The sequence below is a fragment of the Streptococcus sp. V913 genome, from assembly GCF_054353455.1.
The window spans coordinates 402,844-427,201 of the sequence record NZ_JBTHHX010000001.1 but is presented as its reverse complement, the minus strand read 5'-3'; the positions used below and the strand labels follow the sequence as shown (position 1 = coordinate 427,201).

27 protein-coding genes and 2 riboswitches are annotated in these 24,358 nt (G+C 40.7%); of the genes, 22 read left to right on the top strand and 5 right to left on the bottom strand.

All coding sequences use genetic code 11. The annotated features are described in order from the left end of the window. From thiE (ACXYSL_RS02130) to thiE (ACXYSL_RS02095), 8 genes are all read left to right on the top strand, one after another. Positions 1-630 carry a thiamine phosphate synthase gene (thiE, locus tag ACXYSL_RS02130; RefSeq protein WP_033605926.1) on the top strand — a complete coding sequence of 210 codons (630 nt, stop codon included), beginning with the start codon at positions 1-3 and terminating at the stop codon, positions 628-630. A gap of 213 nt (positions 631-843) precedes the next feature. Beyond that, a riboswitch (TPP riboswitch) is annotated at positions 844-932 on the top strand. Positions 933-1,090: 158 nt separating this feature from the next. Next, a complete protein-coding gene (locus ACXYSL_RS02125; protein WP_458623831.1) occupies positions 1,091-1,651 on the top strand; it encodes an ECF transporter S component in 561 nt (186 codons plus the stop codon). Beyond that, positions 1,652-3,037, top strand: a complete 1,386-nt coding sequence (locus ACXYSL_RS02120; protein ID WP_458623830.1) for an ATP-binding cassette domain-containing protein — start codon at positions 1,652-1,654, stop codon at positions 3,035-3,037. A 1-nt stretch (position 3,038) separates the two neighbouring features. Further along, positions 3,039-3,689 carry an energy-coupling factor transporter transmembrane component T gene (locus ACXYSL_RS02115; RefSeq protein ID WP_458623829.1) on the top strand — a complete coding sequence of 217 codons (651 nt, stop codon included), beginning with the start codon at positions 3,039-3,041 and terminating at the stop codon, positions 3,687-3,689. A gap of 10 nt (positions 3,690-3,699) precedes the next feature. Next, positions 3,700-4,392 carry a thiaminase II gene (gene tenA, locus ACXYSL_RS02110; RefSeq protein WP_084853814.1) on the top strand — a complete coding sequence of 231 codons (693 nt, stop codon included), beginning with the start codon at positions 3,700-3,702 and terminating at the stop codon, positions 4,390-4,392. 3 nt (positions 4,393-4,395) lie between these two features. Further along, a complete protein-coding gene (thiW, locus tag ACXYSL_RS02105; protein ID WP_001244067.1) occupies positions 4,396-4,920 on the top strand; it encodes an energy coupling factor transporter S component ThiW in 525 nt (174 codons plus the stop codon). Next, positions 4,920-5,723: a hydroxyethylthiazole kinase gene (gene thiM / locus ACXYSL_RS02100; RefSeq protein ID WP_049537428.1), complete on the top strand. Its 804-nt coding sequence runs from the start codon at positions 4,920-4,922 to the stop codon at positions 5,721-5,723. The genes thiW and thiM overlap by 1 nt, the downstream gene beginning before the upstream one ends. Continuing rightward, complete coding sequence (thiE, locus tag ACXYSL_RS02095) at positions 5,716-6,348, top strand: thiamine phosphate synthase (RefSeq protein WP_070799968.1); 633 nt, start codon at positions 5,716-5,718, stop codon at positions 6,346-6,348. The genes thiM and thiE (ACXYSL_RS02095) overlap by 8 nt, the downstream gene beginning before the upstream one ends. A 47-nt stretch (positions 6,349-6,395) precedes the next feature. On the opposite strand, the gene thiD is transcribed toward thiE (ACXYSL_RS02095), so the two are convergent. Continuing rightward, complete coding sequence (gene thiD / locus ACXYSL_RS02090; protein ID WP_084947115.1) at positions 6,396-7,187, bottom strand: bifunctional hydroxymethylpyrimidine kinase/phosphomethylpyrimidine kinase; 792 nt, start codon at positions 7,185-7,187, stop codon at positions 6,396-6,398. Between the two features lie 84 nt (positions 7,188-7,271). After that, a riboswitch (TPP riboswitch) is annotated at positions 7,272-7,370 on the bottom strand. A 183-nt stretch (positions 7,371-7,553) separates the two neighbouring features. On the opposite strand from thiD, the gene ACXYSL_RS02085 reads away from it, so the two are divergent. The 8 genes from ACXYSL_RS02085 to manA all read left to right on the top strand — a co-directional run bounded on the left by ACXYSL_RS02085 (position 7,554) and on the right by manA (position 16,235). Beyond that, complete coding sequence (locus ACXYSL_RS02085) at positions 7,554-7,949, top strand: CopY/TcrY family copper transport repressor (RefSeq protein ID WP_458623828.1); 396 nt, start codon at positions 7,554-7,556, stop codon at positions 7,947-7,949. 10 nt (positions 7,950-7,959) lie between these two features. Further along, positions 7,960-8,331 (top strand): cupredoxin domain-containing protein, encoded by a 372-nt coding sequence (locus ACXYSL_RS02080; protein WP_000935074.1) that lies wholly within the window; start codon positions 7,960-7,962, stop codon positions 8,329-8,331. 9 nt (positions 8,332-8,340) lie between these two features. Then, positions 8,341-10,584: a heavy metal translocating P-type ATPase gene (locus ACXYSL_RS02075; protein WP_458623827.1), complete on the top strand. Its 2,244-nt coding sequence runs from the start codon at positions 8,341-8,343 to the stop codon at positions 10,582-10,584. Positions 10,585-10,947: 363 nt separating this feature from the next. Further along, positions 10,948-12,723 (top strand): pyruvate oxidase, encoded by a 1,776-nt coding sequence (spxB, locus tag ACXYSL_RS02070; protein ID WP_061597853.1) that lies wholly within the window; start codon positions 10,948-10,950, stop codon positions 12,721-12,723. A gap of 110 nt (positions 12,724-12,833) precedes the next feature. After that, entirely contained in the window at positions 12,834-13,181 is a 348-nt protein-coding gene (locus ACXYSL_RS02065; protein WP_061597852.1) for a VOC family protein, read from the top strand. A gap of 361 nt (positions 13,182-13,542) precedes the next feature. Continuing rightward, on the top strand, positions 13,543-14,487 hold the full coding sequence (locus ACXYSL_RS02060; protein WP_231069203.1) for a hypothetical protein: 945 nt from the start codon (positions 13,543-13,545) through the stop codon (positions 14,485-14,487). Between the two features lie 285 nt (positions 14,488-14,772). Beyond that, a complete protein-coding gene (locus tag ACXYSL_RS02055; RefSeq protein ID WP_001291473.1) occupies positions 14,773-15,033 on the top strand; it encodes a SemiSWEET family transporter in 261 nt (86 codons plus the stop codon). A 257-nt stretch (positions 15,034-15,290) separates the two neighbouring features. Further along, positions 15,291-16,235, top strand: coding sequence for a mannose-6-phosphate isomerase, class I (gene manA, locus ACXYSL_RS02050; RefSeq protein ID WP_458623826.1), 945 nt, complete (start codon positions 15,291-15,293; stop codon positions 16,233-16,235). Between the two features lie 146 nt (positions 16,236-16,381). Here the strand turns inward: manA and ACXYSL_RS02045 are convergent, their stop codons facing one another. Further along, positions 16,382-17,722: a sodium-dependent transporter gene (locus ACXYSL_RS02045; protein WP_458623825.1), complete on the bottom strand. Its 1,341-nt coding sequence runs from the start codon at positions 17,720-17,722 to the stop codon at positions 16,382-16,384. Between the two features lie 252 nt (positions 17,723-17,974). Between ACXYSL_RS02045 and ACXYSL_RS02040 the strand changes: the two genes are divergently transcribed. Then, entirely contained in the window at positions 17,975-18,715 is a 741-nt protein-coding gene (locus ACXYSL_RS02040) for a MerR family transcriptional regulator (protein ID WP_458623824.1), read from the top strand. 28 nt (positions 18,716-18,743) lie between these two features. On the opposite strand, the gene ACXYSL_RS02035 is transcribed toward ACXYSL_RS02040, so the two are convergent. From ACXYSL_RS02035 to ACXYSL_RS02025, 3 genes are read right to left on the bottom strand one after another with little or no spacing between them, the layout of a single operon-like run. After that, positions 18,744-19,199, bottom strand: coding sequence for an NUDIX domain-containing protein (locus ACXYSL_RS02035; RefSeq protein ID WP_458623823.1), 456 nt, complete (start codon positions 19,197-19,199; stop codon positions 18,744-18,746). Positions 19,200-19,218: 19 nt separating this feature from the next. After that, on the bottom strand, positions 19,219-20,394 hold the full coding sequence (locus ACXYSL_RS02030) for a BaiN/RdsA family NAD(P)/FAD-dependent oxidoreductase (protein ID WP_458623822.1): 1,176 nt from the start codon (positions 20,392-20,394) through the stop codon (positions 19,219-19,221). A gap of 57 nt (positions 20,395-20,451) precedes the next feature. After that, positions 20,452-21,297, bottom strand: coding sequence for a DegV family protein (locus ACXYSL_RS02025; RefSeq protein WP_458623821.1), 846 nt, complete (start codon positions 21,295-21,297; stop codon positions 20,452-20,454). 124 nt (positions 21,298-21,421) lie between these two features. Between ACXYSL_RS02025 and ACXYSL_RS02020 the strand changes: the two genes are divergently transcribed. From ACXYSL_RS02020 to ACXYSL_RS02000, 5 genes are all read left to right on the top strand, one after another. After that, a complete protein-coding gene (locus ACXYSL_RS02020; protein ID WP_033584950.1) occupies positions 21,422-21,979 on the top strand; it encodes a TetR/AcrR family transcriptional regulator in 558 nt (185 codons plus the stop codon). An 18-nt stretch (positions 21,980-21,997) separates the two neighbouring features. Further along, positions 21,998-22,465, top strand: a complete 468-nt coding sequence (locus ACXYSL_RS02015; protein ID WP_000136986.1) for a deoxycytidylate deaminase — start codon at positions 21,998-22,000, stop codon at positions 22,463-22,465. Positions 22,466-22,553: 88 nt separating this feature from the next. Further along, positions 22,554-23,183 carry a uracil phosphoribosyltransferase gene (upp, locus tag ACXYSL_RS02010; protein ID WP_458623820.1) on the top strand — a complete coding sequence of 210 codons (630 nt, stop codon included), beginning with the start codon at positions 22,554-22,556 and terminating at the stop codon, positions 23,181-23,183. A 173-nt stretch (positions 23,184-23,356) separates the two neighbouring features. After that, entirely contained in the window at positions 23,357-23,947 is a 591-nt protein-coding gene (gene clpP, locus ACXYSL_RS02005) for an ATP-dependent Clp protease proteolytic subunit ClpP (RefSeq protein ID WP_000613469.1), read from the top strand. A 78-nt stretch (positions 23,948-24,025) separates the two neighbouring features. Then, positions 24,026-24,295: a YlbG family protein gene (locus ACXYSL_RS02000; protein ID WP_061597844.1), complete on the top strand. Its 270-nt coding sequence runs from the start codon at positions 24,026-24,028 to the stop codon at positions 24,293-24,295. Positions 24,296-24,358 lie beyond the last annotated feature (63 nt).

Genomic DNA, 24,358 nt, shown 5'->3' with positions numbered 1-24,358 from the left:
ATGTTTCATAAAGAATTACTAAAACTATATTTTATTTGTGGAACGACTACTTGCCAAGGAAAAGATATATATAGAGTCGTTGAGGAAGCCTTAAAAGGTGGTATAACCTTATTTCAATTCCGTGAAAAAGGTGAGGGAGCCTTAGAAGGTAAAGAAAAAGTCGAATTAGCAATTAAACTACAGGATCTTTGTAAAAAATACAATGTTCCGTTTATTGTTAATGATGATATTGATTTGGCAATGGAAATTGATGCTGATGGTGTACATGTAGGACAGGATGATCTTGGTGTTGATGAAATTAGAAAATTGATGCCAGATAAAATAATTGGTCTTTCTATAAAAAACGAGGAAGAATTTCAACAATCAAAAGTTGAATATGTAGATTATGTTGGTGTTGGTCCTGTATTTGATACCCAGTCAAAAGATGATGCTGGTGGTGCTATAGGTTATGAAGGTCTTAAATTGATGAGAAAACTATTGCCACAAATTCCCTTAGTTGCAATTGGTGGGATACAGACGCAACATATTAAAGATATTATGAAGACCAATGTTGACGGCGTTTCAATCATTTCAGCAATATCGTATGCAAAAAATATAGAAAAAACTGTTCGGGAAATGAGTGAACAATAGGCATCAATTTTTCCTTGGATTCTGAGGGAGTAGGATTTTCTTTTTTCTAAAAAGATATGTCCAGATTCAGTTCAAATAGCTAATCCATCAAATAAGTCATTTATTTTTTGCAAAAGAAAGATCTGCTGTCTTTTTGAGTACAAGGCTGTATTTCCAGTTCAATTCCTTGAACTAGAATAAATCGTCTGTTAAAATAATTATATAATTAAATAATAAAGACATTTGGGGTGCTTTAGGCTGAGATGATACCCATTGAACCTGATACAGTTAGTACTGTCGAAGGGAAATGTGAAAAGGTTTTTTTCGTATGTCGAAAAGAACTGTCTAATCTTGTAAGGTAAACTCTAATTCTCGTTTGTAATTGGAGTTTTTTTGTTTATCAAAAGAGGATAGGCTGGACGTTAAGCCTTTCGGTAGCTCACCTTGAATACCCCACTTTTCTTTAAAAAAGGAGTTTTTTATGTTGAAAAAATGGCAGTTAAAAGATGTTATTTTACTTGCTTTCTTGTCTATCTTTTTTGGTGGCGTTTTTGTGGGTTCAGGCTATCTGTTTGATATCCTCACCCTGATTTTAGCACCTCTTGGTTTACAGGCCTTTGCCAATGAAATCCTCTTTGGTCTCTGGTGTATGGCTGCACCCATTGCTGCCATCTTTGTTCCAAGAGTGGGAAGCGCAACGATTGGAGAAGGGCTAGCTGCGCTTGCTGAAGTTCTTTATGGTAGCCAATTTGGTCTAGGTGCCCTTTTGTCTGGCTTGGTTCAAGGTTTGGGAAGTGAACTTGGTTTTATCGTAACCAAGAATCGCTATGAAAGTTGGCTCTCTCTAACTGCCAATAGTATTGGGATTACGCTTGTTAGCTTTGTCTATGAATACATTAAGTTAGGTTACTATGCCTTCTCCCTTCCTTTTGTCCTTTCCTTGCTAGTGGTACGTTTTATTTCCGTCTTTTTCTTCTGTACTATCTTGGTTCGTGCCATTGTCAAACTCTATCATCAGTTTGCAGCTGGAGGCAAGGCATAGATGGGGCTGGAACTACGGGGGATTCAGTCACCAATCTTTTCGGAACCGATTGATTTTACTTTTCATGAGCAAGCCTTTACCTTGTTAGTTGGGAGCAGTGGTTCAGGAAAATCCAGTCTCTTTCAAATCATTGCCCAGGTCACTTCCTTACCTTATAGTGGTCAAGTACTGATAGATGGGAGCCAGGTCAGTCAGCTTTCTATCATCGAACGTGTCCAGACGATTGGTATTCTCTTTCAAAATCCTAATCATCAATTTACCATGGAGAACTTGTTTGAGGAGCTGATTTTTACCTTGGAAAATATCGGCTGTCCACTTCAAAAAATTGATTCTAAAATAGCAGAGGTTGCCCAGCAATGTCGCTGTAAGGCGATTTTGCACCGTCCAATTCATCACTTATCAGGTGGGGAAAAGCAAAAGGCTGCTTTGGCTGTTCTCTTTGCTATGAATCCTAGGGTCTATCTCTTGGATGAACCCTTTGCTTCTATTGACCGCAAGAGCAGAATCGAGATATTGGAGATTCTAAAAGAGTTGGCTCTTGATGGGAAGACAGTCATCCTGTGTGACCATGATTTAACGGATTATGAAGCCTATATCGACCATATGGTGGAGCTAAGAGACGGTCAGCTAAGGGAGGTGTTTCAAATCCCTTGCTCTGAGATGATACAGGTTTCTTCAAAGGAAGTTGCTTCTAATCCAGAACTATACCATATGGATCGTGTGATTTGTGAGCTGGATCATCGCCCCCTCTTTTCCATTGCGGATTTTACATTCTACCAAGGAATTTCCTGTATCTTGGGTGATAATGGTGTCGGGAAATCAACCCTCTTTCGCTCTATTCTTCAATTTCAAAAGTATAAGGGGTGCATTACTTGGAAGGGGAAAGTCCTGAAAAAGAAAAAGAGTTTGTATCGTGACCTGATGGGTGTTGTTCAGGAAGCTGAGAAGCAATTTATCAGAGCCAGTCTGCGAGAAGAGCTTCAATTAGATGGACCTGATTCTGAAAGAAATCAGCGAATTTTCCAAGCTTTACAATATTTTGATCTGGAGCAGGCTCTTGATAAGAGTCCCTATCAATTAAGTGGTGGCCAGCAAAAGATTCTTCAGCTCTTGACCATCTTGACTAGTAAGGCCTCTGTGATCTTGCTAGATGAACCTTTTGCAGGTTTGGATGATAGAGCTTGCCATTATTTTTGTCAGTGGATTGTGGAGGAGAGAAATCAAGGAAGAAGTTTTCTGATCATTAGCCATCGTTTAGATCCCTTGATCTCTGTGGTTGATTATTGGATTGAGATGACTAGTCAGGGTCTCAGTCATGTGAAAGAAGTGACAATTACCAAACCACTCATATCTCAGAGTAGCAATATTCAAGGGGAGGTAAGATAGTATGATCAAAGTAGCGACCCAGACACCGATTATCAGTCTCTTCTTGCTGATTTTATCCTTGGAAACATCTTTCATTCCTTCGATTGCTCTGAATCTTTCGGTAGTCGCATTTTGTATTCTCTTTATGCTCTATTACCGTCGATTTAAGATGTTGGCTTGGATGATTCTGCTCGCCATTTTACCTTCTTTCGCCAACTACTGGGCGGTTCAGTTACACGGAGATGCTTCGCAGGCAGTGATGCTTGGAACGAGGGCCTTTGTGACCGTTTGTATTGGTCTTGTCTTTGTTTCCTCTATTTCCCTAAAAGAGCTTCTTTTGTACTTGGCTCAAAAGGGGTTATCACGGTCTTGGGCTTATGCCTTGATTGTGGTATTTAATTCCTTTCCCCTTATTCAGAAAGAAATCAAGTCCCTCAAAGAAGCTTGCCTATTACGTGGTCAAGAACTGCATGTTTGGTCTCCCTTGATTTACAGCAAGGTTCTGATGACAGTCTTTAGGTGGCGCCATCTTTATCTGAGAGCTCTGTCGGCGCATGGATATGACGAACATGCACAGGTGGAGAATAGCTATAGGACTTTTTATATTCCTAAAAAAACAAAATTAATCTACCTGCTTTTCTTTTTATTGCTTCAAACCAGTCTATTCTTATAAAGGAGTTATTATGGAATTTACAGATATTGCGATGGAATTATCCAAGGAAGCTTGGCAGGCTTCTTTTCATCATCCCTTTATTTTACAATTACAAGAGGGAAATTTAGAACCTGATATTTTCCGCTATTATTTAATTCAGGATGCTTATTACCTGAAGTCTTTTTCAGAAGCCTATCACCTCTTGGCTGATAAGACTTCAAACGAGGAGATGAAAAGACTCTTGAAACAAAATGCTAAGAGTCTAGTGGAGGGTGAATTATTTATCCGCCAACAATTTTTCAAGGAATTAGGAATCAGCGACCAGGAAATGGATGAGCAACCGATTGCTCCAACCTGTTATCATTACATTTCTCATATTTATCGGCAATTTGCAGAGCCAAACTTGGGCATTGCTTTTGCTAGTTTGCTCCCATGTCCTTGGTTATACCATGATTTGGGAAAGGCGCTTAACCACAAACCATCCCCGAATCCTCTTTATCAACAGTGGATTGAAACCTATATCACCGATGAATTAGAACAGCAGATTAAAGAGGAAGAAGCGCTGGTCAATCAACTCTATCGAGAAAGCAACAAGACGGACAAACAAAAAATGCTAGAGGCCTTCCACCGCAGTGTCCACATGGAAGCCAAGTTTTGGGAGATGGCTTACCAACACCAAACATGGACGAGTGATTTGCAGTCCTTAGAAAAAGAGAAGAAATAGAAAATGAGAAACCACCGACTTCAAGTTCACAAATTAACCATTTTATCCATGATGATTGCCCTTGACGTAGTTCTTACACCCATCTTTCGAATTGAAGGGATGGCACCAATGTCCAGTGTAGTCAACATTCTTGCAGGAATCTTGATGGGGCCTGTTTATGCCTTGGTCATGGCTACAGTCACAGCCTTTATCCGTATGTCTACTCAAGGCATTCCGCCCTTGGCCCTCACAGGAGCTACTTTTGGAGCCCTCCTTGCAGGTCTCTTTTATAAGTACGGTCGAAAATTTCATTATTCTGCCCTAGGAGAGATTTTGGGAACAGGGATTATCGGTTCCATTGTTTCCTATCCTGTCATGGTTCTCTTTACGGGATCTGCGGCCAAGCTCAGCTGGTTTATCTATACTCCGCGATTTTTCGGAGCGACCTTGATCGGTACAGCCATAGCTTTTCTTGCCTTTCGATTTTTAATCAAGCAGGAATTCTTTAAAAAAGTACAAGGATATTTCTTTGGAGAAAGGATAGACTGATGCAAGCATTGACAAATCCCTTTCCTCTGAGCTCTAGCTCCTTAATTCACTGCATCACCAATGAGATTTCCTGTGAGATGCTGGCCAATGGGATTTTGGCTCTGGGATCTAAACCTGTCATGGCAGATGATCCCCGTGAGGTTCTTGATTTTACTAAACAAAGCCAAGCTCTCTTCATCAATTTGGGGCATTTGTCAGCTGAGAAGGAGAAAGCAATCCGCATGGCAGCTACTTATGCAGCTCAAGCTTGTCTCCCAATGGTAGTAGATGCAGTTGGCGTTGCGGCTTCCCCCATTCGTAAGGATCTAGTCAGAGATCTTTTAGAATACAAGCCCACGGTCCTTAAAGGAAATATGTCAGAAATCCGAAGTCTTGTTGGATTAAAGCACCACGGAGTTGGAGTTGACGCTAGCCATAAAGATCAAGAAACGGAGGATTTGCTTCAAGTCTTGAAAGACTGGTGTCAGACCTATTCTGGTATGTCATTCTTAGTCACTGGCCCCAAGGACCTCATCGTTTCAGAAAATCAAGTTGCTGTATTGGGAAATGGCTGTGCAGAATTAGACTGGATAACAGGGACAGGAGACTTAGTTGGAGCCTTGACAGCCGTTTTTCTTAGCCAAGGAATGACTGCCTTTGAAGCTTCTTGTCTAGCGGTCTCTTATCTCAATATCGCTGCTGAGAGAATTCTTGTTCAAGGAATGGGATTGGAAGATTTTCGTTACCAAGTTCTCAATCAACTCTCTCTCCTAAAAAGAGATGAAAACTGGCTAGAAGCCATCAAAGGAGATTTTTATGAATAGAGAAGTACTTAAACTGTATCTAGTAACCAATCGCTACCAAGATTCCTTGGAAAACTTTCTTGAAAAAGTTGAGACAGCCTGCCGTTCAGGTGTTACCATTGTCCAATTACGAGAAAAAAATCTCACAACCAATCAATACTATCACTTGGCAAAACAAGTCAAGGAAATAACCGATGCCTATCAGGTACCCTTGATAATCGATGATCGTTTGGATGTCTGTCTCGCAGTTGATGCTGCAGGTTTGCATATCGGCGACGATGAACTACCAGTTTCGGTTGCCCGCAAAGTCTTGGGTCCTGAAAAAATCCTCGGTGTCACTGCTAAAACAGTTAAAAGAGCCCTCGAGGCAGAAGAAGGAGGGGCAAATTACTTGGGAACAGGAGCCATTTTCCCGACTACGACCAAAGAAAATGCCCCCATCACTCTGATTTCAACCTTGAAAACAATTTGCCAAACGGTCGCCATTCCAGTAGTTGCTATTGGAGGCTTGACGTCAGAGAATATTGACCAACTTATCGGCACGGGTATAGCTGGAGTAGCTGTCGTACGTAATCTGATGCAGGCAGAAGATATTGAGGCAAAAACGCAAGCCTTTTTAACAAAGCTAGATGACATTGTTTCCTAATCAAAAACTCTCTAATTTCCTTATTGCGGGAACTAGAGAGTTTTTTCTTAATCTTTAAAAGTTGTATGGTTGACTGGGCCAGAACCATGTCCGAGTTGAGGAGCGTCTTGGATGGCTTTCGTGATAAAGGCCTTGGCCTTATCGACTGCCTGATAAAGGCTTCTGCCCTTGGCTAGTTCAGCCGTAATCACAGCAGCAAAGGTACATCCAGTACCATGGGTGTGACAGGTTTGAATTCTTGGACTTTCCCAGTCAAATTGTTCCTCCTTGGTAAAAAGAAAATCCTTGGCACCACCTTCAAGATGACCACCTTTGATGACCACCGACTGAGGACCAAATTCTTTTATAATCAGGCGACCAGCACGCTGCATGTCTTCTGGATCATGAATCGAAAAACCAACAATCTCTTCTGCCTCAGGAAGATTCGGAGTGATAATGGTTGCAAGGGGAAGCAGATTTGCTTTTAGGTAGTCTCTGGCACTAGAATCAATCAGGGTGTCCCCACTTGTAGCGACCATAACAGGGTCAAGCACATAGGGACAGTCCAGCCTTTTAAGATAGGGTTGGATGATCTCCATGATCTCAGTAGTTGCCAACATCCCTGTTTTTACAGCCTGAGGCTTGATATCCGAAAAGACACTATCCAATTGAGCTTCCAGCATTTGGTTGGAGACGTGTTCGATTAATTGAACGCCTCTGGTATTTTGAGCGACAAGACTGGTCACAACGGCCATTCCATAGACATCTCTAGCTTGGAATGACTTTAAATCAGCCATAATGCCAGCACCGCCACTAGGGTCAGTCCCTGCAATGGTTAGAGCAACGGGTAAATAAGTCATCTAAAACCTCCCAACCAACTGAAGTTTGTATTCTTAAGAACAAGCTAGTCTGCTTCAGGAAAGCAATAGAAGACCAGGTAGTCCTCATTATCATTTCCACTTCCATCAGCTAGCATTACCTAGATTGAGTCAAAGGGATCTAACAGTCGTTAATCTCAGCTTTACGCACCCCTAGTGGTTGTTTTCTTTTTTCTTCAGTATAGCATATTTTTATAGTTTATATAGTGAAATTTGATTGCAAATCTCTCGTTACAGGATTAAAATTCTATTTTTCGAAAAAATAATAAAAATTATAGTTGACAAATGTAGATTTTCGGAGTATACTAATAACTGTAATCGACAAATGTAGATTTAGGAGGTGTGATTATGCAGATTTCAGATGCAGAATGGCAGGTCATGAAGATTGTTTGGATGCAGGGGGAGCAGACCAGTAGCGATTTGATCAGGGTTCTGGCAGAGCGGTTTAACTGGTCCAAGTCCACTGTTCAAACTCTTTTGGCTCGCTTAGTAGAGAAAGAGTGCCTGACTAGGAAAAAAGAGGGCAAGTCCTTTGTATATTCAGCTCTTTTAACTTTGGATCAAAGTCGAGACTTGCTTGTTCAAGATATCAAAGACAAGGTTTGTTCTCGTAGGATGAAACAGTTAGTGGCTGATTTGATTATGGAATGTGATTTCACTAAGGCTGATTTGGCAGACTTGGAAACTGTGATTTCTGAGAAAAAAGCTAGCGCAGTTGCTGAAGTAAAATGTAATTGTATGTAAAGGAGACGTCATGTTAAATAGTATTGTAACCATTGTTTGTATTGCCCTTATCGCGTTTATCTTGTTTTGGTTTTTCAAAAAGCCTGAAAAATCTGGACAAAAGGCCCAGCAAAAAAAGGGCTACCAAGAGATTCGAGTGGAAGTCAAGGGAGGTTATACGCCTGACTTGATTATCCTCAAGAAATCAGTGCCAGCTCGTATTATCTTTGATCGTAAGGATCCTTCACCCTGTCTGGATCAAATTGTTTTTCCAGATTTTGGAGTACATGCGGACCTGCCTATGGGGGAAGAGTATGTAGTGGAAATCACGCCTGAGCAGGCTGGAGAGTTTGGATTTGCTTGTGGTATGAACATGATGCACGGCAAGATGATTATAGAGTAGGAGGAAACTATGACAGAAATTGTGAAAGCCAGCCTAGAAAATGGCATTCAAAAAATCCGTATCACAGCTGAAAAAGGCTATCACCCAGCCCATATCCAGCTTCAGAAAGGGACTCCGGCTGAGATTACCTTTCATCGAGCAACTCCTTCAAACTGTTATAAGGAAATTCTTTTTGAAGAAGAAGGCATCTTAGAACCAATCGGCGTAGATGAAGAGAAGATAATTCGTTTCACACCTCAAGAGTTGGGTGAGCATGAATTCTCATGTGGAATGAAGATGCAAAAGGGAAGCTATACCGTCGTTGAGAAGACTCGAAAATCTTTGTCACTTTTGCAACGTTTTTGGATTACCAGTATCTTTACTGTGCCTCTTGTGATTCTCATGATTGGGATGTTGACAGGCAGCATTAGTCACCAAGTCATGCATTGGGGAACCTTTCTAGCCACAACGCCTATTATGTTAGTAGCAGGTGGTCCTTATATCCAAAGCGCTTGGGCCAGCTTTAAAAAACACAATGCCAATATGGATACCTTGGTTGCTTTGGGAACTCTAGTGGCTTATCTCTATAGTCTAGTTGCCCTCTTCGCTGGGCTCCCTGTCTACTTTGAAAGTGCTGGATTTATCCTCTTCTTCGTTCTTTTGGGAGCAGTTTTTGAAGAGAAAATGCGGAAAAATACTTCACAAGCTGTGGAGAAACTACTAGACTTGCAGGCTAAAACAGCAGAAGTCTTGCGTGATGATAGCTATGTTCAAGTTCCCTTGGACCAAGTCAAGGTAGGCGACCTGGTTCGAGTGCGTCCAGGTGAAAAGATTGCAGTTGATGGTGTCGTAGTGGAAGGTGTGTCCAGCATAGATGAATCCATGGTGACAGGTGAGAGCTTGCCGGTAGACAAAACAGTTGGAGATACCGTCATTGGCTCAACCATCAATAATAGTGGAACCCTTGTTTTTAGGGCAGAAAAGGTTGGCTCAGAGACTGTTTTGGCTCAGATTGTAGACTTTGTGAAGAAAGCTCAAACTAGTCGTGCGCCGATTCAGGACTTGACAGATAAGATTTCAGGGATTTTTGTCCCAGCAGTTGTCATTTTAGGAATCGTGACCTTTTGGGTTTGGTTCGTCTTGCTCAGGGATAGTGTAGTCGTGCTTGGAGCTAGCTTTGTGTCTTCTCTTCTCTATGGAGTTGCGGTTTTGATTATTGCCTGCCCTTGTGCCTTGGGTCTTGCAACACCGACAGCTCTTATGGTAGGGACAGGACGCAGTGCCAAAATGGGGGTTCTTCTCAAAAATGGAACAGTCTTACAGGAAATTCAGAAAGTCCAAACTATTGTGTTTGACAAGACAGGGACTTTGACGGAAGGAAAACCAGTGGTCACTGATATCATTGGCGATGAGACAGAAGTGCTCGGCTTAGCTGCCTCTTTAGAAGAAGCTTCCCAACATCCACTGGCTGAGGCTATTGTCAAGCGAGCGAGTGAAGCTGGACTTGAGTTTCAAACTGTTGAAAATTTCCAAGCCTTGCATGGAAAAGGTGTTTCAGGGCAAATAGCTGGAAAACAAGTTCTGCTTGGAAATGCTAAAATGCTGGATAGTATGGATATTTCTAGCGCTTATCAAGAAAAACTAGAAGAACTAGAAAAAGAAGCTAAGACAGTTGTTTTCTTGGCTGTGGACAATGAAATCAAAGGTTTGCTTGCTTTGCAAGACATTCCCAAGGGAAATGCCAAGCTGGCCATCAGTCAGTTGAAAAAACGTGGTCTTAAAACAGTCATGCTGACAGGAGACAATGCAGGTGTGGCGCGTGCCATTGCCGATCAGATCGGCATTGAAGAGGTCATTGCTGGTGTCTTGCCAGAAGAAAAAGCCCATGAAATCCATAAACTACAAGAGGCTGGCAAAGTAGCCTTTGTTGGGGATGGTATTAATGATGCGCCAGCCCTCAGTGTAGCAGATGTGGGAATTGCCATGGGTGCTGGAACCGATATCGCCATCGAGTCAGCAGATTTGGTGTTAACAACCAATAACCTCCTAGGAGTGGTTCGTGCCTTTGACATGAGTAAGAAAACCTTTAATCGTATTCTGCTCAATCTTTTCTGGGCCTTTATCTACAATGTCGTCGGAATTCCGATAGCGGCAGGAGTCTTTTCAGGTGTTGGACTGGCCCTAAATCCAGAACTGGCAGGTCTAGCCATGGCCTTTAGTTCTGTATCTGTTCTGACCAGTTCACTCTTACTAAACTTTAGTAAAATAGACTAAAAGCGAGCTTGCTCGCTTTTTATACTCTTCGAAAATCAAATTCAAACCACGTCAGCGTCGCCTTACCGTAGCTATATGACATTGACTCCGTCAGTTCTATCCACAACCTCAAAACAGTGTTTTGAGCAACCTGCGGCTAGTTTCCTAATTTGGCCTTTAATTTTCATTGAGTATTATAAAACAGTTCTGAAAAACGTTTTCAAACTGTACTGTAATAGAGAATAAAAATTTCTGAGCACATTCTTAGGAGACCCAAAACAAATGTGGTAAAGTAGTAGAGTAAAAATTTGCTGAAACGTTTCCAAATAATATATGAAAACGGATGAATCAAGTTTTAAAAATATTTGAAGGAGAGTTATCATTATGACTCAAGGAAAAATTACTGCATCTGCAGCAATGCTTAATGTATTGAAAACATGGGGCGTAGACACAATCTACGGTATCCCATCAGGAACACTCAGCTCATTGATGGACGCTTTGGCTGAAGACAAAGATATCCGCTTCTTGCAAGTTCGCCACGAAGAAACAGGTGCTCTTGCAGCGGTTATGCAAGCTAAATTTGGTGGCTCAATCGGGGTTGCAGTTGGTTCAGGTGGTCCAGGTGCGACTCACTTGATTAACGGTGTTTACGATGCAGCTATGGATAACACTCCATTCCTAGCGATCCTTGGATCACGTCCAGTTAACGAACTCAACATGGATGCCTTCCAAGAATTGAACCAAAATCCAATGTACAACGGTATCGCTGTCTACAACAAACGTGTAGCTTACGCTGAGCAATTGCCAAAAGTAATCGACGAAGCTTGCCGCGCTGCAGTTTCTAAAAAAGGTCCAGCTGTTGTTGAAATTCCAGTAAACTTCGGTTTCCAAGAAATCGACGAAAACTCATACTACGGTTCAGGTTCATACGAACGTTCATTCATCGCTCCTGCCTTGAACGAAGTTGAAATTGACAAAGCAGTTGAAATCTTGAACAATGCTGAACGTCCAGTTATCTATGCTGGTTACGGTGGTGTGAAAGCAGGTGAAGTGATTACTGAATTGTCACGTAAAATCAAAGCACCAATCATCACAACTGGTAAAAACTTTGAAGCCTTTGAATGGAACTACGAAGGGTTGACAGGTTCTGCTTACCGTGTTGGTTGGAAGCCAGCCAACGAAGTGGTCTTTGAAGCAGACACCGTTCTTTTCCTTGGTTCAAACTTCCCATTTGCTGAAGTTTACGAAGCCTTCAAGAACACTGAAAAATTCATCCAAGTTGATATTGACCCTTACAAACTTGGTAAACGTCATGCCCTTGACGCTTCTATCCTTGGTGATGCAGGTCAAGCAGCTAAAGCAATCCTTGACAAAGTAAACCCAGTAGAATCTACTCCATGGTGGCGTGCAAACGTGAAGAACAACCAAAACTGGCGTGATTACATGGACAAACTCGAAGGTAAAACTGAGGGTGAATTGCAATTGTACCAAGTTTACAATGCTATCAATAAACATGCTGACCAAGACGCTATCTATTCAATCGACGTAGGTAACTCTACACAAACATCAACTCGTCACCTTCACATGACACCTAAGAACATGTGGCGTACATCTCCACTCTTTGCGACAATGGGTATCGCCCTTCCTGGTGGTATTGCTGCTAAGAAAGACAACCCAGATCGCCAAGTATGGAACATCATGGGTGACGGTGCGTTCAACATGTGCTACCCAGACGTCATCACAAACGTTCAATACAACCTTCCAGTTATCAACGTTGTCTTCTCAAACGCTGAGTATGCCTTCATCAAGAACAAATACGAAGACACAAACAAACACTTGTTTGGTGTTGACTTCCCTAACGCTGACTATGCGAAAATCGCTGAAGCACAAGGTGCTGTTGGATTTACAGTAGACCGTATTGAAGATATCGACGCAGTTGTTGCAGAAGCTGTAAAACTCAACAAAGAAGGTAAGACAGTTGTCATTGATGCTCGCATCACGCAACACCGTCCGCTTCCAGTAGAAGTCCTTGAACTCGATCCGAAACTTCACTCAGAAGAAGCTATCAAAGCCTTCAAGGAAAAATACGAAGCAGAAGAACTCGTACCATTCCGCCTCTTCTTGGAAGAAGAAGGATTGCAATCACGCGCAATCAAATAATTCCTCTCATCGAAAATCAAATGTAAACATTGTATATTTTATTCTTTGATTTTCTTAGAGCGGAACTTGAAAAGATCGGAGTAATCCGGTCTTTTTATGGAGGATAGTAAATGAATTTAAATCAATTAGATCTCATCGTTTCAGATGTTCCTCAAGTCTGTGTTGACTTGGAGCGTATTTTGGATAAAAAGTCCGATTATGTTGATGACAGTTTTGCTCAGTTTACGATTGGCAGTCATTGTCTTATGTTGTCCCAAAATCATTTGATTCCTTTGGAAGATTTTCAGTCAGGAATTATTCTTCATATTGAGGTTGAGGATGTAGACCAGAACTATCAACGGTTGAAAGAGCTTGGTGCTGACATTTTACACGGTCCGGCTGTAACTGATTGGGGAACGGAATCGCTACTAGTTAAAGGCCCTGCTGGTCTAGTGATTGATTTTTATCGTATGAAATAGGGCGCTTAATCATTTAAAGCTAACCTTGATTATTCTTGATACAGTATGTGAGAATATGAACTATTGAAAGATCGGAGCAATCCGGTCTTTTTATGAAGGAATTTCATATTGAAGAAATTTTTCAGTTGTTATTTATATTTCAAGATTTTCTAAAGAATAGAACAAATTTTCATGACCAAACAAAGATTTAAAATACAATTATAAAGAAAGAACCACGTGTTACTGATATTTAAACAGTCTTAAATATTATTTTTATCTAACTAATAATATTTTCAAGTCCCCATAAATTTAAACTATTTGTATGATATAATGTAAATGAGATTTATTTTAAATATAAAAAATTTTGAAGGAGATTGGGAAAATGTCCCGTAACAATGAAGAACATTCTAAAATTGTTAATAATAGAAAGTTAAATAAGTATTTAGTGTCTAAAGAGAAACTGTTTATAATTACAGCCCTCCTTTTTTTGATTATGATTATTCTTACCGCTATCATTTTATCAAAAATAAAAGATAATCATGTATCAAATGATGATGTCGTCTCTTCTAATACTATTGTGGAAAGTTCTACATCAAGTGCCTCAAGCAATTACGCCATAATTGATGCTACAAATAAAGAATTGGAAAATCTAGATTATTATCTTCTTAAAGATAGAACTAAAATAGGGCAAAAATACCGGTTTTCCTTAAAACTTCCTAAAAGATCTGAATGGCGAACTTCTCCGTATATTGATGGTTTTACTGAAATTGAAATAAAAGAATTTTCTTTTATAAGAGTACAAGTATCAAATAGTCTTGCTAATCAACTGGAGGGGGAAAAAACAACTAAATTTCTTGTAGAGGTTGTAGAGAAGAATAGTGAAAGATACTTAAAGGCTCTTGAAGCTAAGCTGGAAGACAAAGATTCTTTAAGCTCAAATCAATCAGTTCCGCCAGAATCATCATCTGATTTGTCAACAAAATCTGAGCAATCTGTAACTAAAAAGATAGACTTAGAAAAATACTATGATGCTATAAAGGATTCAGTTGAGACTGTGAATACAGAGGCAGGCTATAGTTTACTTGAGATGGAAAAAACTTCAGTAACTCCGGGTATAAGAATTATTCTTACTGAAAACAATGACTCTTATTCAGAAAAAGAACTTAGAACGGTTATTAGGGCGTTAAATAAATCTTTGTATAAGATTGCTATAACTCATGGAGTGAATAGCCCAAGATTTTATTATATTTTAAGTGGCGAAGAAGTTGCTGTTAATCGTTATATCATGGCACCTGATGAAGTGAAATTTTCTGGGAAATTAAAATAAATATAGGTCCACTCTAATAAATTATGAGAGTGCAATCTTTAACTAGGTGTAAAGTAGAACTTGGGGATATAAATGAACAGAACGTAGCTCAACCTTGTCAGCTATTAAAAAGATTGTTCTTTTGATTGAAGAAAATTGACCAAAATGGACTTTTTCTTCAATCTGAAGAGGACTTTATCACAAGATTGTGATAGTTTACATCTTCATAACAAAAGCTTCAAAGTCTTGATTGTTTTGAAAAAAGATTATAAAATATGATTCATAAAAATGAAAGAAGTTTTGAAAATGTCTGAAAAACAAATGAAAATTTTGGGTTGGGTAGCGACCTTTATGTCCGTTATGATGTATGTCTCTTACTTCCCACAAATCATGAACAACCTGGCTGGTCAAAAAGGAAACTTCATCCAACCCTTGGTCGCAGCCATTAACTGTAGTCTTTGGGTTTACTACGGTCTTTTCAAAAAGGAAAGAGATATTCCCCTCGCAGCTGCCAATGCACCGGGTATCGTTTTTGGTCTAGTAACGGCTATCACAGCTTTGATTTAAAAATAAGACTGGTTTCAGTCTTTTTTTGTACATAAAAATAGATTCTCAAGTAAAGAAAGTCTAATGAGAGTTGAGGAAAACAGCCGTTGACAGCGAGCTTTCTGAGTGCTGCTTTAGGGGTTCCTCCATCAAGTAAAAGATTATTTCGTTACTATTTTTATAAAATCTTCTCCCTACTTTATAAGAACTGAAAAAGAGTTCAATTCGAACTCTTTTTTTGCTATAATGAGGGAAGAAAAATCAGACAGGAGATCGACATGTCAGAACCATTATTTTTACAATCAGTTATGCAAGAAAAAATCTGGGGAGGAACCAAGCTACGTGATGAGTTTGGCTACGACATTCCAAGTGAAAAAATTGGCGAATACTGGGCTATTTCAGCCCACCCAAATGGGGTTTCAAAGGTGGCTAATGGGCGCTTTAAGGGAACAGACCTAGCCACATTGTATGCGGAACACCGTGAATTGTTTGGCAATCGTCCAGAGCCTGTATTTCCACTGTTGACCAAAATTCTCGATGCCAATGACTGGCTCAGCGTCCAAGTTCACCCAGACGATGCCTATGGACTAGAGCATGAAGGCGAACTTGGAAAAACAGAATGCTGGTATATCATCGCAGCAGACGAAGGTTCAGAGATTATCTATGGTCACAATGCCAAGTCAAAAGAAGAACTCCGCCAGCAAATCGAAGACAAGAACTGGGATGCCTTACTGACAAAAGTGCCAGTTAAGGCTGGAGATTTCTTCTATGTGCCAAGTGGTACCATGCACGCTATCGGTGCAGGTATTTTGATTCTTGAAACCCAGCAGTCTAGTGACACTACCTACCGTGTCTATGACTTTGACCGTAAGGATGACAATGGCAACTTGCGTGAACTTCACCTTGAAAAATCCATCGATGTTTTAAACATTGGAGAACCTGCCAATAGCCGACCTGCCACTGTCAAAGCAGATGATCTACGTTCCACTCTCCTTGTATCCAATGATTTCTTCGCAGTTTACAAATGGGAAATCACTGGAAAAGTTGACTTTGAAAAGACAGCTGACTATAGCTTGTTTAGTGTCTTGGCTGGTCAAGGTCAACTTACTGTTGACGGAAAAAACTATCCAATCCAAAAAGGCAGCCACTTTATCTTACCTAGTGATGTCGAAGCTTGGACTTTAGAAGGGCAAGATTTGGAATTGATTGTTAGTCATCCATAAAAAAGAAAGGGCCTGAGTTCATACTCAATGAAAATCAAAGAGCAAACTAGGAAACTAGCCGCAGGCTGTACTTGAGTACGGCAAGGCGGCGTTGACGTGGTTTGAATTTGATTTTCGAAGAGTATCACTACTCAAGTCCTTTTTGATTACATAAATTGGGCGATAAAGACCACAATGATGATAATTGGAATGACGAAACGAAGGAGGAAGAGCCAGACTTGGAAAAGTCCTTGTTTCCAGGCTCTTTCATCGAGATGGAGTTCCTCCATAGCAAGAGCCTTTTTAAAGATATAGCCTGTAAAAAGTGAAAGGCAGAGAGCTCCAAATGGCATGAGAAGATTGGAAACCAAGAAGTCCATGGCGTCAAAGAAGGTTTTACCAAAAATGTGAACATCCGCCATAACTCCGTAAGATAGGGCTGAAGGTATCCCAAAGACAAAGGTCAAGATTCCTAAAATAGCACTCCATTTAGCCCGCTTGCTGTTGTCCTGATTGGTGATATTTCCCACATTGATTTCCAGCATCACGACAGATGAAGTGACTGTCGCAAAAAGGAAGAGCAAGAGGAAGAGGATGTAGAAAATGGTTCCAAAGGGCATCTTGTCAAAGAGTTGAGGCAAGACGATAAAGAGCAGGCTTGGTCCCCCTTCAGACTGGATATTGAAGGCTGACATGGCTGGGAAAATGGCTAGACCTGCCATGATGGATACCGAGATGTTCATAGATACGATGGAAATCCCTGACTGGACCAGATTGGTTTTCTTGTCTAAGTAGGAAGCATAGGTCAGCATGGCTGTAACCCCTAGTGAGAGAGCAGAGAAAGATTGTCCCAGAGCATAGAGGAGACCAGCACTGGTTAGTTTTGAAAAGTCTGGTTTTAGGAAGTAAAGAACCCCTTCCATAGCATTTGGCAAGCTGAGAGAGCGCCCGATGATCACGACAAAGATGATAAAGAGCAGGGGCATCATGACTTTCGAAGCTCTTTCGATCCCTTTTTGAACCCCACGTGATACAATAAAGATATTCAATAAGATAAAGGCAGCTTGAGCTCCTAGAGCAATGGCTGGATTTGAAATGATTGAAGTAAATAACTGAGCATAATCACCCGTTCCACCAAGTTGGAACAATTTCCCAAACTCAATACCCAGATAGACTAGAATCCATCCTCCAATAACACTGTAAAAGGAGAGAAGGATAAAGAGGGCAAAGGCACCAATCCAACCGATAAAGTTGTACTTGTTATTCTTGCCAAGTTTTCCAAAGGTTTTAATAGCGGAAACGCCAGCACTACGGCCAAGGGCAAATTCAGCCAGCAGGAGCGGGAAACCAATTAAAATAGTGGAAATGAGAAAGACCAGTAAAAAGCCTCCACCGCCATTAGCAGCAGTCATGTAGGGAAACTTCCAAACGGCTCCAAGTCCGATGGCTGAACCAGCAGATGCTAGAATAAAGCCTAGTTTTGAACCCCATTGTGATTTTTCTGACATAGTTGAAATTCCAATCTCGTTTTTTAAATAAGAAAAGGCTACTTGAGTTATCAAATAGCCTTCTCTCAATGGCTCTCTATGAGCCTACTGTTTGATTGATAGACTGGACTATCCTATCATGTTTTCTAAGGTCTGTCAAGAAAACCATTTTCAAGTTTTCACACCTTTCTCAAAAAAGTTAAAAAATTTTCTCAAAAACGCTTGACTCTGACCTAAGGGGAGGGGTTATACTATCAATGTAAGGAGGAAATCATGTACCATATAAAAGAAGCTGCGCAGCTTTCGGGCGTCTCTGTCAAGACCCTGCATCACTACGATAAGATAGGAATTTTGGTTCCTTTAAAGTCGGAAAACGGCTATCGAACCTATAGTCAAGAGGATTTGGAACGCCTTCAGGTCATTCTTTACTACAAATATCTAGGCTTTTCTTTAGAGAAAATAGCGGAGCTATTAAAGGAAGAAAGGAAAGATTTATTGCCTCATTTGACCAGGCAGTTGGACTATTTGACTCGAGAAAGGGAACATCTGGATACCTTGATTTCCACCTTGCAAAAAACCATTCAAGAACAAAAAGGAGAAAGAAAAATGACCATTGAGGAAAAATTCACGGGATTTAGCTATCAAGACAACCAAAAATACCACCAAGAAGCGGTAGAGAAATATGGGCAAGAAGTCATGGATCAAGCCCTCGAGCGACAAAAAGGTCGTGAAGATGAGTCTACGGCCGCCTTTAACCAAGTCTTTCAAACTTTGGCACAAAATCTTCAAGCTGGTTTACCTGCAACAGCGGCCGAAAACCAAGAAGAAGCAGCCAAACTCTTGCAAGCTATTCGTACTTATGGATTTGACTGCTCTATTGAGGTCTTCGGCCATATCGGAAAAGGCTACGTCTATAACCCAGAGTTTAAGGAAAACATTGACAAATTTGGAGCTGGAACAGCCCAGTACACATCAGATGTCATTGCGACTTATGTTCAGACAAATGCAGAATAAATAGGCTAGGAATTTCCTAGCCTATTTTTTACTTTAAATCATAAAGCCAGTCGTCACCGTCTTTGTAGTAAAAGAATTTACTGAGATCTTCTTCTAAAAAAACACGAAGCATATCAGACATATCATCGGTTGCAAGTTTTAGATGAGATAGATTGTCAAAATCTTCCCACCAAACTTTCCCTTCGTCTGAAGACTGGAGTTCACCAGAAAAGTGTTCTGTTTTGTAAAAGAGGACTACATAACGATAATCCTTGTCATCGTACCAGTTTTTGATACCACAGAGTTGGGGTTTGGAAATGGTCAGACCAGTTTCTTCTTTCACTTCACGAATGACAGCATCGACAAAGGATTCGCCACATTCAACATGACCACCAGGAAAAGTAATGCCAGGCCAGTCGGGACTAACTCGGTCTTGGACCAGGACCTTATCTCCGTTTTGAATCATATACATGTTAACAAATTCGACTGCCTCTTTTCTGTTCATTCTTCACAACCTTTAATCTTTAATCATAATGCAGACTTCCTGCCACCCAGCCGGTGCAGAGGGCAGAAGTGATGTTAAAGCCACCCGTGTGGGCATTGATATCCATGACTTCGCCAGCAAAGTGGAGGCCGGGAACTAGCTTACTTTCCAGGGTTTTAGGATTGATTTCCTTAAGGCTGACACCGCCTTTGGTGACAAAGGACTTGGCAAGAGACATTTTGCCAGTCACAGGGATTTTGAGGGTTTTGATGGACTGGAGAAGTTGTTCGCGTTCTTTTTCAGTTAGCTGTTTGACTTTTTCAGGAAATCCTTGTACAAAAAACTCAGCCAAGCGTTCCGGAAGCAAAGTTTTCAAAGCATTCTTCAAGGATTTTTCCCGATTTTCTTCTAGAAATGCAACCAAGTCACTCTCAGAAAGTTGAGGCAAGACATCGAGAGAGAGAACCTCCCCACCCTTGACAAAGCTAGATATACGCAGAGCAGCTGGACCAGATAGACCAAAGTGGGTAAAGAGTAGATCGTGGGTGATGACATGCTTGCCATAGCTTAAGGTCACATCGTCTAGTGAAATCCCCTGAAGCGCTTTGTGCGGAAAATCAGTCAACAAAGGACTCTCAGCAGCTTCAAGCTCGGTAATGGTGTGCTTAAAATGGCGGGCAATCTCGTGACCAAAACCAGTTGAACCAGTGGAAGGGTAGGATTTTCCACCAGTTGTGACAATGAGTTTATCGCAAGTGAAGATTTGGTCTGCGGACTTGAGGACAAACTGGTCGTCTATCTTTTTAACCGAAACAATCTCCGTTTGAGTAGCAACTTGTCCGCCGAGTTCAGTGATTTTCTTTTCCAAGGCTTCGATAATGGTCCGAGACTTGTCGCTGGCAGGAAAGACGCGGCCGTGGTCTTCAACCTTGAGTTTAACACCGTTTTCCGTGAAAAAGTTGATGATATCATGGTTATCAAACTGGGAAAAGACACTGTATAGAAAGCGTCCATTTCCAGGGATACCAGCTAGTAGGTCATCTAAACTTCCGTTATTGGTCACATTGCAGCGACCACCGCCCGTTCCAGCTAATTTTTTCCCAAGTTTGCGATTTTTCTCGATGAGAAGGGGTTTCTGACCATAAAAGCTACTGGAAATTGCAGCCATCATACCAGCAGGCCCTCCACCAATGACAATAGTATCAAAATGTTTCATAAATCTATTGTACCACAAAAAACAAGAGATGCTTGGCATCTCTTGTTGCTCATGATCTTAGTTAATTTCATATCCCATCAACAAACCGCCATCTTCTGCATAGAAACTGCAGAGACCAGATGTTGGAAGAATCTTAATTTCAGCTTGAGGGAAGGTTTCCAGCAAGCGTTCCGACAATTGCTGACAGAATTTTTCATTGCTGCGATGAGCCATGACAATTCGACCACCAGCATAGCCAGCCTTGATGAGCTCTTCATAGGCTGCTTGAAGGGATTTTTTTGGTCCACGCGCTTTCTGGAGCAGTTCTAAGGTTCCAGTTTCACTTGCTTCCCCGACCATACGAATGTTGAGAAGGTCAACGACTGTACCAATCAGCTTACTCAAACGGCCATTTTTTACCAAGTTATCGACCTTAGCGAGGACAAAGAGCAACTTTGTTTTTTCTTGGTAGGCCGTAATAGCTTCAACAATTTCTTCAAAAGAAAGTCCTTGATCAATCAATTCATTGATTTTTTCAACAATCAAGTCAACCTCACCACCTGCAGACAATGTATCGATCACATGAATCTGAGTGTCAGGATGTTCTTCAAGATAGATATTCTTAGCGAGTTGTGCACTATTATGGCTACCTGAAAGAGTACCAGTAATGGTAACGACAAAGATATGCTTAGCACCTTCAAATGCTCGCAAGTAATCATCAGGGCTAGGACAAGCTGATTTTGAAGCCTCAGAAGTCGCATACATGGTTTCCATCATGTGGTCAATGTCAAGATTGGCATCATCGATAAAGACCTGATCAGCTACTTGAATGGTTAAAGGAACACTAACAAATTCCGTATCAATAGCAGGAGTTGCCAATTGACGATAATCACAACCAGAGTCAGCTACAATCTTCCAAGTCATAGAAATTCTCCATCTTTGTCACTTATACATTGACAAAGGTTCTGTCTTTTTTTACAATTATATCATGAAAGCCCTTGAAACAAAAGCACCATCCGTCTGTTGTTACAAGTAGAAAGAAATTGTTATGTCTGAACGTAGAATATCTGAAAAATCTCTTGAAAATCTCAGAAAATCAAATCAAGAATCCAATTTTTTAACCAGAGAAGCAATCGAGACGGCTCTTTTGCAACTTCTAGAGAAAAAGGACTTGGCAAAGATCAGTATTTCAGAATTAGTCAAGCGGGCGGGCGTCTCTCGTGCCGCCTTCTATCGTAACTATGATTCCAAAGAAGAGATTTTGGAAAGCGTCTTTAAACGCAGTGTCCATAACATTATGGAACAGTTGAGCCACTACGATGTCAAAACCGACCTTTATCTAGTCTGGGTTCACCTTTTCAGAGCAGCCAAGAAAGAAGCCAAGGTTATCCAACTTGCTCTGGACTACCATTTGGAAAAGATTTTCGTCCAAGCCATGCAGGAATTTCTGGAAAAATACCACGGAAAATCAAAAGGCGTTAGCAGCTACCTTCATTCCTTTTGGAGTTCTGCCATCGTATCGGTTTTGCTCAAATGGATCAAGGATGGCATGAAGGTTCCAGCTGAAAAGATTGCAGATTTACGCTTGCCATTTTTCAAAAAATAGAGGAAAAGGAGAAGACTTATGACAGAAAAAAGACTGGCTTGGGATGAGTATTTTGCAGCCCAGGCCTTACTAATTGCCAATCGTTCGACCTGTAAACGTGCCAAGGTGGGAGCTGTCCTAGTTAAGGATAATAAAGTCATTTCAACAGGCTACAATGGTTCCGTATCAGGAACAGAGCACTGTATCGATCACGAATGTTTAGTCATTGAAGGCCACTGTGTCCGAACCCTTCACGCTGAGGTCAATGCAATCTTACAAGGAGCCGAACGTGGGGTTCCTAAAGGATTTACAGCTTATGTGACCCATTTCCCTTGTCTGAACTGTACAAAACAACTCTTACAAGTCGGTTGCAAACGTGTAGTTTATATCAATCAGTATCGTATGGACGACTATGCCCAGTACCTTTATCACGAAAAAGGCACCGAGTTGACCCATTTACCATTAGAGACTGTTCAGACAGCTCTTCAAGAGGCAGATTTGATTTAAAAATTAATTAAAACAAATGGTTTAGAAAGCTTTTTAAACCGTTTTTTGATATAATAAGAAGAATAAATTGAAAGAAGGAACTCAGAAAATGGGAAAAATTGAAGTCATTAATCATCCACTTATTCAACACAAATTGTCAATCTTGCGTCGTACAGACACTTCCACAAAAGCTTTTCGTGAGCTAGTAGATGAGATTGCAATGTTGATGGGGTATGAAGTACTTCGTGATCTTCCACTTGAAGACGTGGAAATTGAAACACCTATCACAAAGACCGTTCAAAAACAATTGGCTGGTAAAAAATTGGCGATTGTCTCAATTTTGCGTGCAGGTATCGGGATGGTAGATGGTCTCTTGAATCTGGTTCCAGCAGCAAAAGTTGGACACATCGGTATGTACCGTGATGAAGAAACCCTTCAACCAGTTGAATACTTAGTGAAATTGCCTGAAGATATTGACCAACGTCAAATCTTTGTCGTTGACCCAATGCTTGCAACAGGTGGCTCAGCAATCTTGGCTGTAGATTCGCTTAAAAAACGTGGCGCTTCAAATATCAAGTTTGTCTGCCTAGTATCTGCTCCAGAAGGAGTGAAAGCCCTCCAAGAAGCTCACCCTGATGTAGAAATTTTTACTGCGGCCTTGGATGAACGCTTGAACGAACACGGTTATATCGTTCCAGGTCTTGGAGATGCTGGAGACCGCTTGTTTGGTACTAAATAAAATTCCAAAGTAAATATTGAAACTAGAAGTTCGTTTTTGACTTGAAAGGAGGTTGAGTTTTTGTTTCTGTTTAGAGAATAGAGCAAAAATTTGACCTTTTTTGACCAAAAAGATATAATAGTTCTGTATCGAGTCGTATGACTAAGAAAATTTAACCTTAAAAGGAGAAATGAATGATTCCTGTAGTTATTGAACAAACAAGTCGTGGAGAACGTTCATATGATATTTACTCACGTCTACTAAAAGATCGTATCATCATGTTGACTGGACCAGTTGAAGACAACATGGCCAACTCCGTTATTGCTCAATTGCTCTTCTTGGATGCTCAAGATAGTACAAAAGATATTTACCTTTATGTAAATACTCCGGGTGGTTCTGTATCAGCTGGTTTGGCAATCGTTGATACCATGAACTTTATCAAGGCAGATGTCCAAACAATCGTTATGGGGATGGCTGCATCCATGGGAACTGTCATTGCATCAAGTGGCGCAAAAGGCAAACGTTTCATGCTTCCAAATGCAGAGTACATGATTCACCAACCAATGGGTGGTACAGGTGGTGGTACCCAACAGACAGATATGGCAATCGCTGCAGAGCACTTACTTAAAACTCGTAAGACTTTGGAGCAGATTCTTGCAGATAACTCTGGTAAAACAGTTGAGCAAATTCATGTAGACGCAGAACGTGATTACTGGATGAGTGCCCAAGAAACACTTGAGTATGGTTTTATTGATGAAATCATGGCCAACAACTCTTTGAGCTAACCAACCTAAAAAGCAAACTCGACGGGGTTTGCTTTTTTTGATATAATAGGAGCAGATTTCTTAGAAAGAGGGTTCATCATGTTTGAAAAGGTCAATCGATCGGGATTAATCATCTATCTTTACTATAATCGGGATGCAAAAAAACTTCAGGAATACGGTGATATCTGTTACCATTCCAAAAAACATCGTTACTTGCAGCTCTATGTTCCAACTGAGGAGCTAGATGACTTAGTTGAGAGATTAGGTAAGGAAAGATACATCAAGAAAATTAGACGGTGTCACATTCAAGAGTTAGAAACTCCTTTTGTTGGGAATCTCTATCGAAATGAAGAAAACGTTATCATTTAAAAAAGTGAATAAAAAGGTTGACAATTTTCTGATAATTCGGTATATTCTTAACATACTATTTTT

Coding starts and splice junctions, on each gene's coding strand:
- ACXYSL_RS02075 (WP_458623827.1), top strand. CDS start 8,341: ATGACAGAAATTGTGAAAGCCAGCCTAGAAAATGGCATTCAAAAAATC.
- spxB (WP_061597853.1), top strand. CDS start 10,948: ATGACTCAAGGAAAAATTACTGCATCTGCAGCAATGCTTAATGTATTG.
- ACXYSL_RS02055 (WP_001291473.1), top strand. CDS start 14,773: ATGTCTGAAAAACAAATGAAAATTTTGGGTTGGGTAGCGACCTTTATG.
- thiE (WP_070799968.1), top strand. CDS start 5,716: ATGAATAGAGAAGTACTTAAACTGTATCTAGTAACCAATCGCTACCAA.
- ACXYSL_RS02015 (WP_000136986.1), top strand. CDS start 21,998: ATGACAGAAAAAAGACTGGCTTGGGATGAGTATTTTGCAGCCCAGGCC.
- ACXYSL_RS02000 (WP_061597844.1), top strand. CDS start 24,026: ATGTTTGAAAAGGTCAATCGATCGGGATTAATCATCTATCTTTACTAT.
- ACXYSL_RS02085 (WP_458623828.1), top strand. CDS start 7,554: ATGCAGATTTCAGATGCAGAATGGCAGGTCATGAAGATTGTTTGGATG.
- ACXYSL_RS02025 (WP_458623821.1), bottom strand. CDS start 21,297: ATGACTTGGAAGATTGTAGCTGACTCTGGTTGTGATTATCGTCAATTG.
- thiE (WP_033605926.1), top strand. CDS start 1: ATGTTTCATAAAGAATTACTAAAACTATATTTTATTTGTGGAACGACT.
- ACXYSL_RS02035 (WP_458623823.1), bottom strand. CDS start 19,199: ATGAACAGAAAAGAGGCAGTCGAATTTGTTAACATGTATATGATTCAA.
- tenA (WP_084853814.1), top strand. CDS start 3,700: ATGGAATTTACAGATATTGCGATGGAATTATCCAAGGAAGCTTGGCAG.
- ACXYSL_RS02115 (WP_458623829.1), top strand. CDS start 3,039: ATGATCAAAGTAGCGACCCAGACACCGATTATCAGTCTCTTCTTGCTG.
- clpP (WP_000613469.1), top strand. CDS start 23,357: ATGATTCCTGTAGTTATTGAACAAACAAGTCGTGGAGAACGTTCATAT.
- ACXYSL_RS02120 (WP_458623830.1), top strand. CDS start 1,652: ATGGGGCTGGAACTACGGGGGATTCAGTCACCAATCTTTTCGGAACCG.
- ACXYSL_RS02065 (WP_061597852.1), top strand. CDS start 12,834: ATGAATTTAAATCAATTAGATCTCATCGTTTCAGATGTTCCTCAAGTC.
- thiW (WP_001244067.1), top strand. CDS start 4,396: ATGAGAAACCACCGACTTCAAGTTCACAAATTAACCATTTTATCCATG.
- ACXYSL_RS02040 (WP_458623824.1), top strand. CDS start 17,975: ATGTACCATATAAAAGAAGCTGCGCAGCTTTCGGGCGTCTCTGTCAAG.
- ACXYSL_RS02125 (WP_458623831.1), top strand. CDS start 1,091: ATGTTGAAAAAATGGCAGTTAAAAGATGTTATTTTACTTGCTTTCTTG.
- ACXYSL_RS02020 (WP_033584950.1), top strand. CDS start 21,422: ATGTCTGAACGTAGAATATCTGAAAAATCTCTTGAAAATCTCAGAAAA.
- upp (WP_458623820.1), top strand. CDS start 22,554: ATGGGAAAAATTGAAGTCATTAATCATCCACTTATTCAACACAAATTG.
- thiM (WP_049537428.1), top strand. CDS start 4,920: ATGCAAGCATTGACAAATCCCTTTCCTCTGAGCTCTAGCTCCTTAATT.
- manA (WP_458623826.1), top strand. CDS start 15,291: ATGTCAGAACCATTATTTTTACAATCAGTTATGCAAGAAAAAATCTGG.
- ACXYSL_RS02080 (WP_000935074.1), top strand. CDS start 7,960: ATGTTAAATAGTATTGTAACCATTGTTTGTATTGCCCTTATCGCGTTT.
- ACXYSL_RS02060 (WP_231069203.1), top strand. CDS start 13,543: ATGTCCCGTAACAATGAAGAACATTCTAAAATTGTTAATAATAGAAAG.
- ACXYSL_RS02030 (WP_458623822.1), bottom strand. CDS start 20,394: ATGAAACATTTTGATACTATTGTCATTGGTGGAGGGCCTGCTGGTATG.
- thiD (WP_084947115.1), bottom strand. CDS start 7,187: ATGACTTATTTACCCGTTGCTCTAACCATTGCAGGGACTGACCCTAGT.
- ACXYSL_RS02045 (WP_458623825.1), bottom strand. CDS start 17,722: ATGTCAGAAAAATCACAATGGGGTTCAAAACTAGGCTTTATTCTAGCA.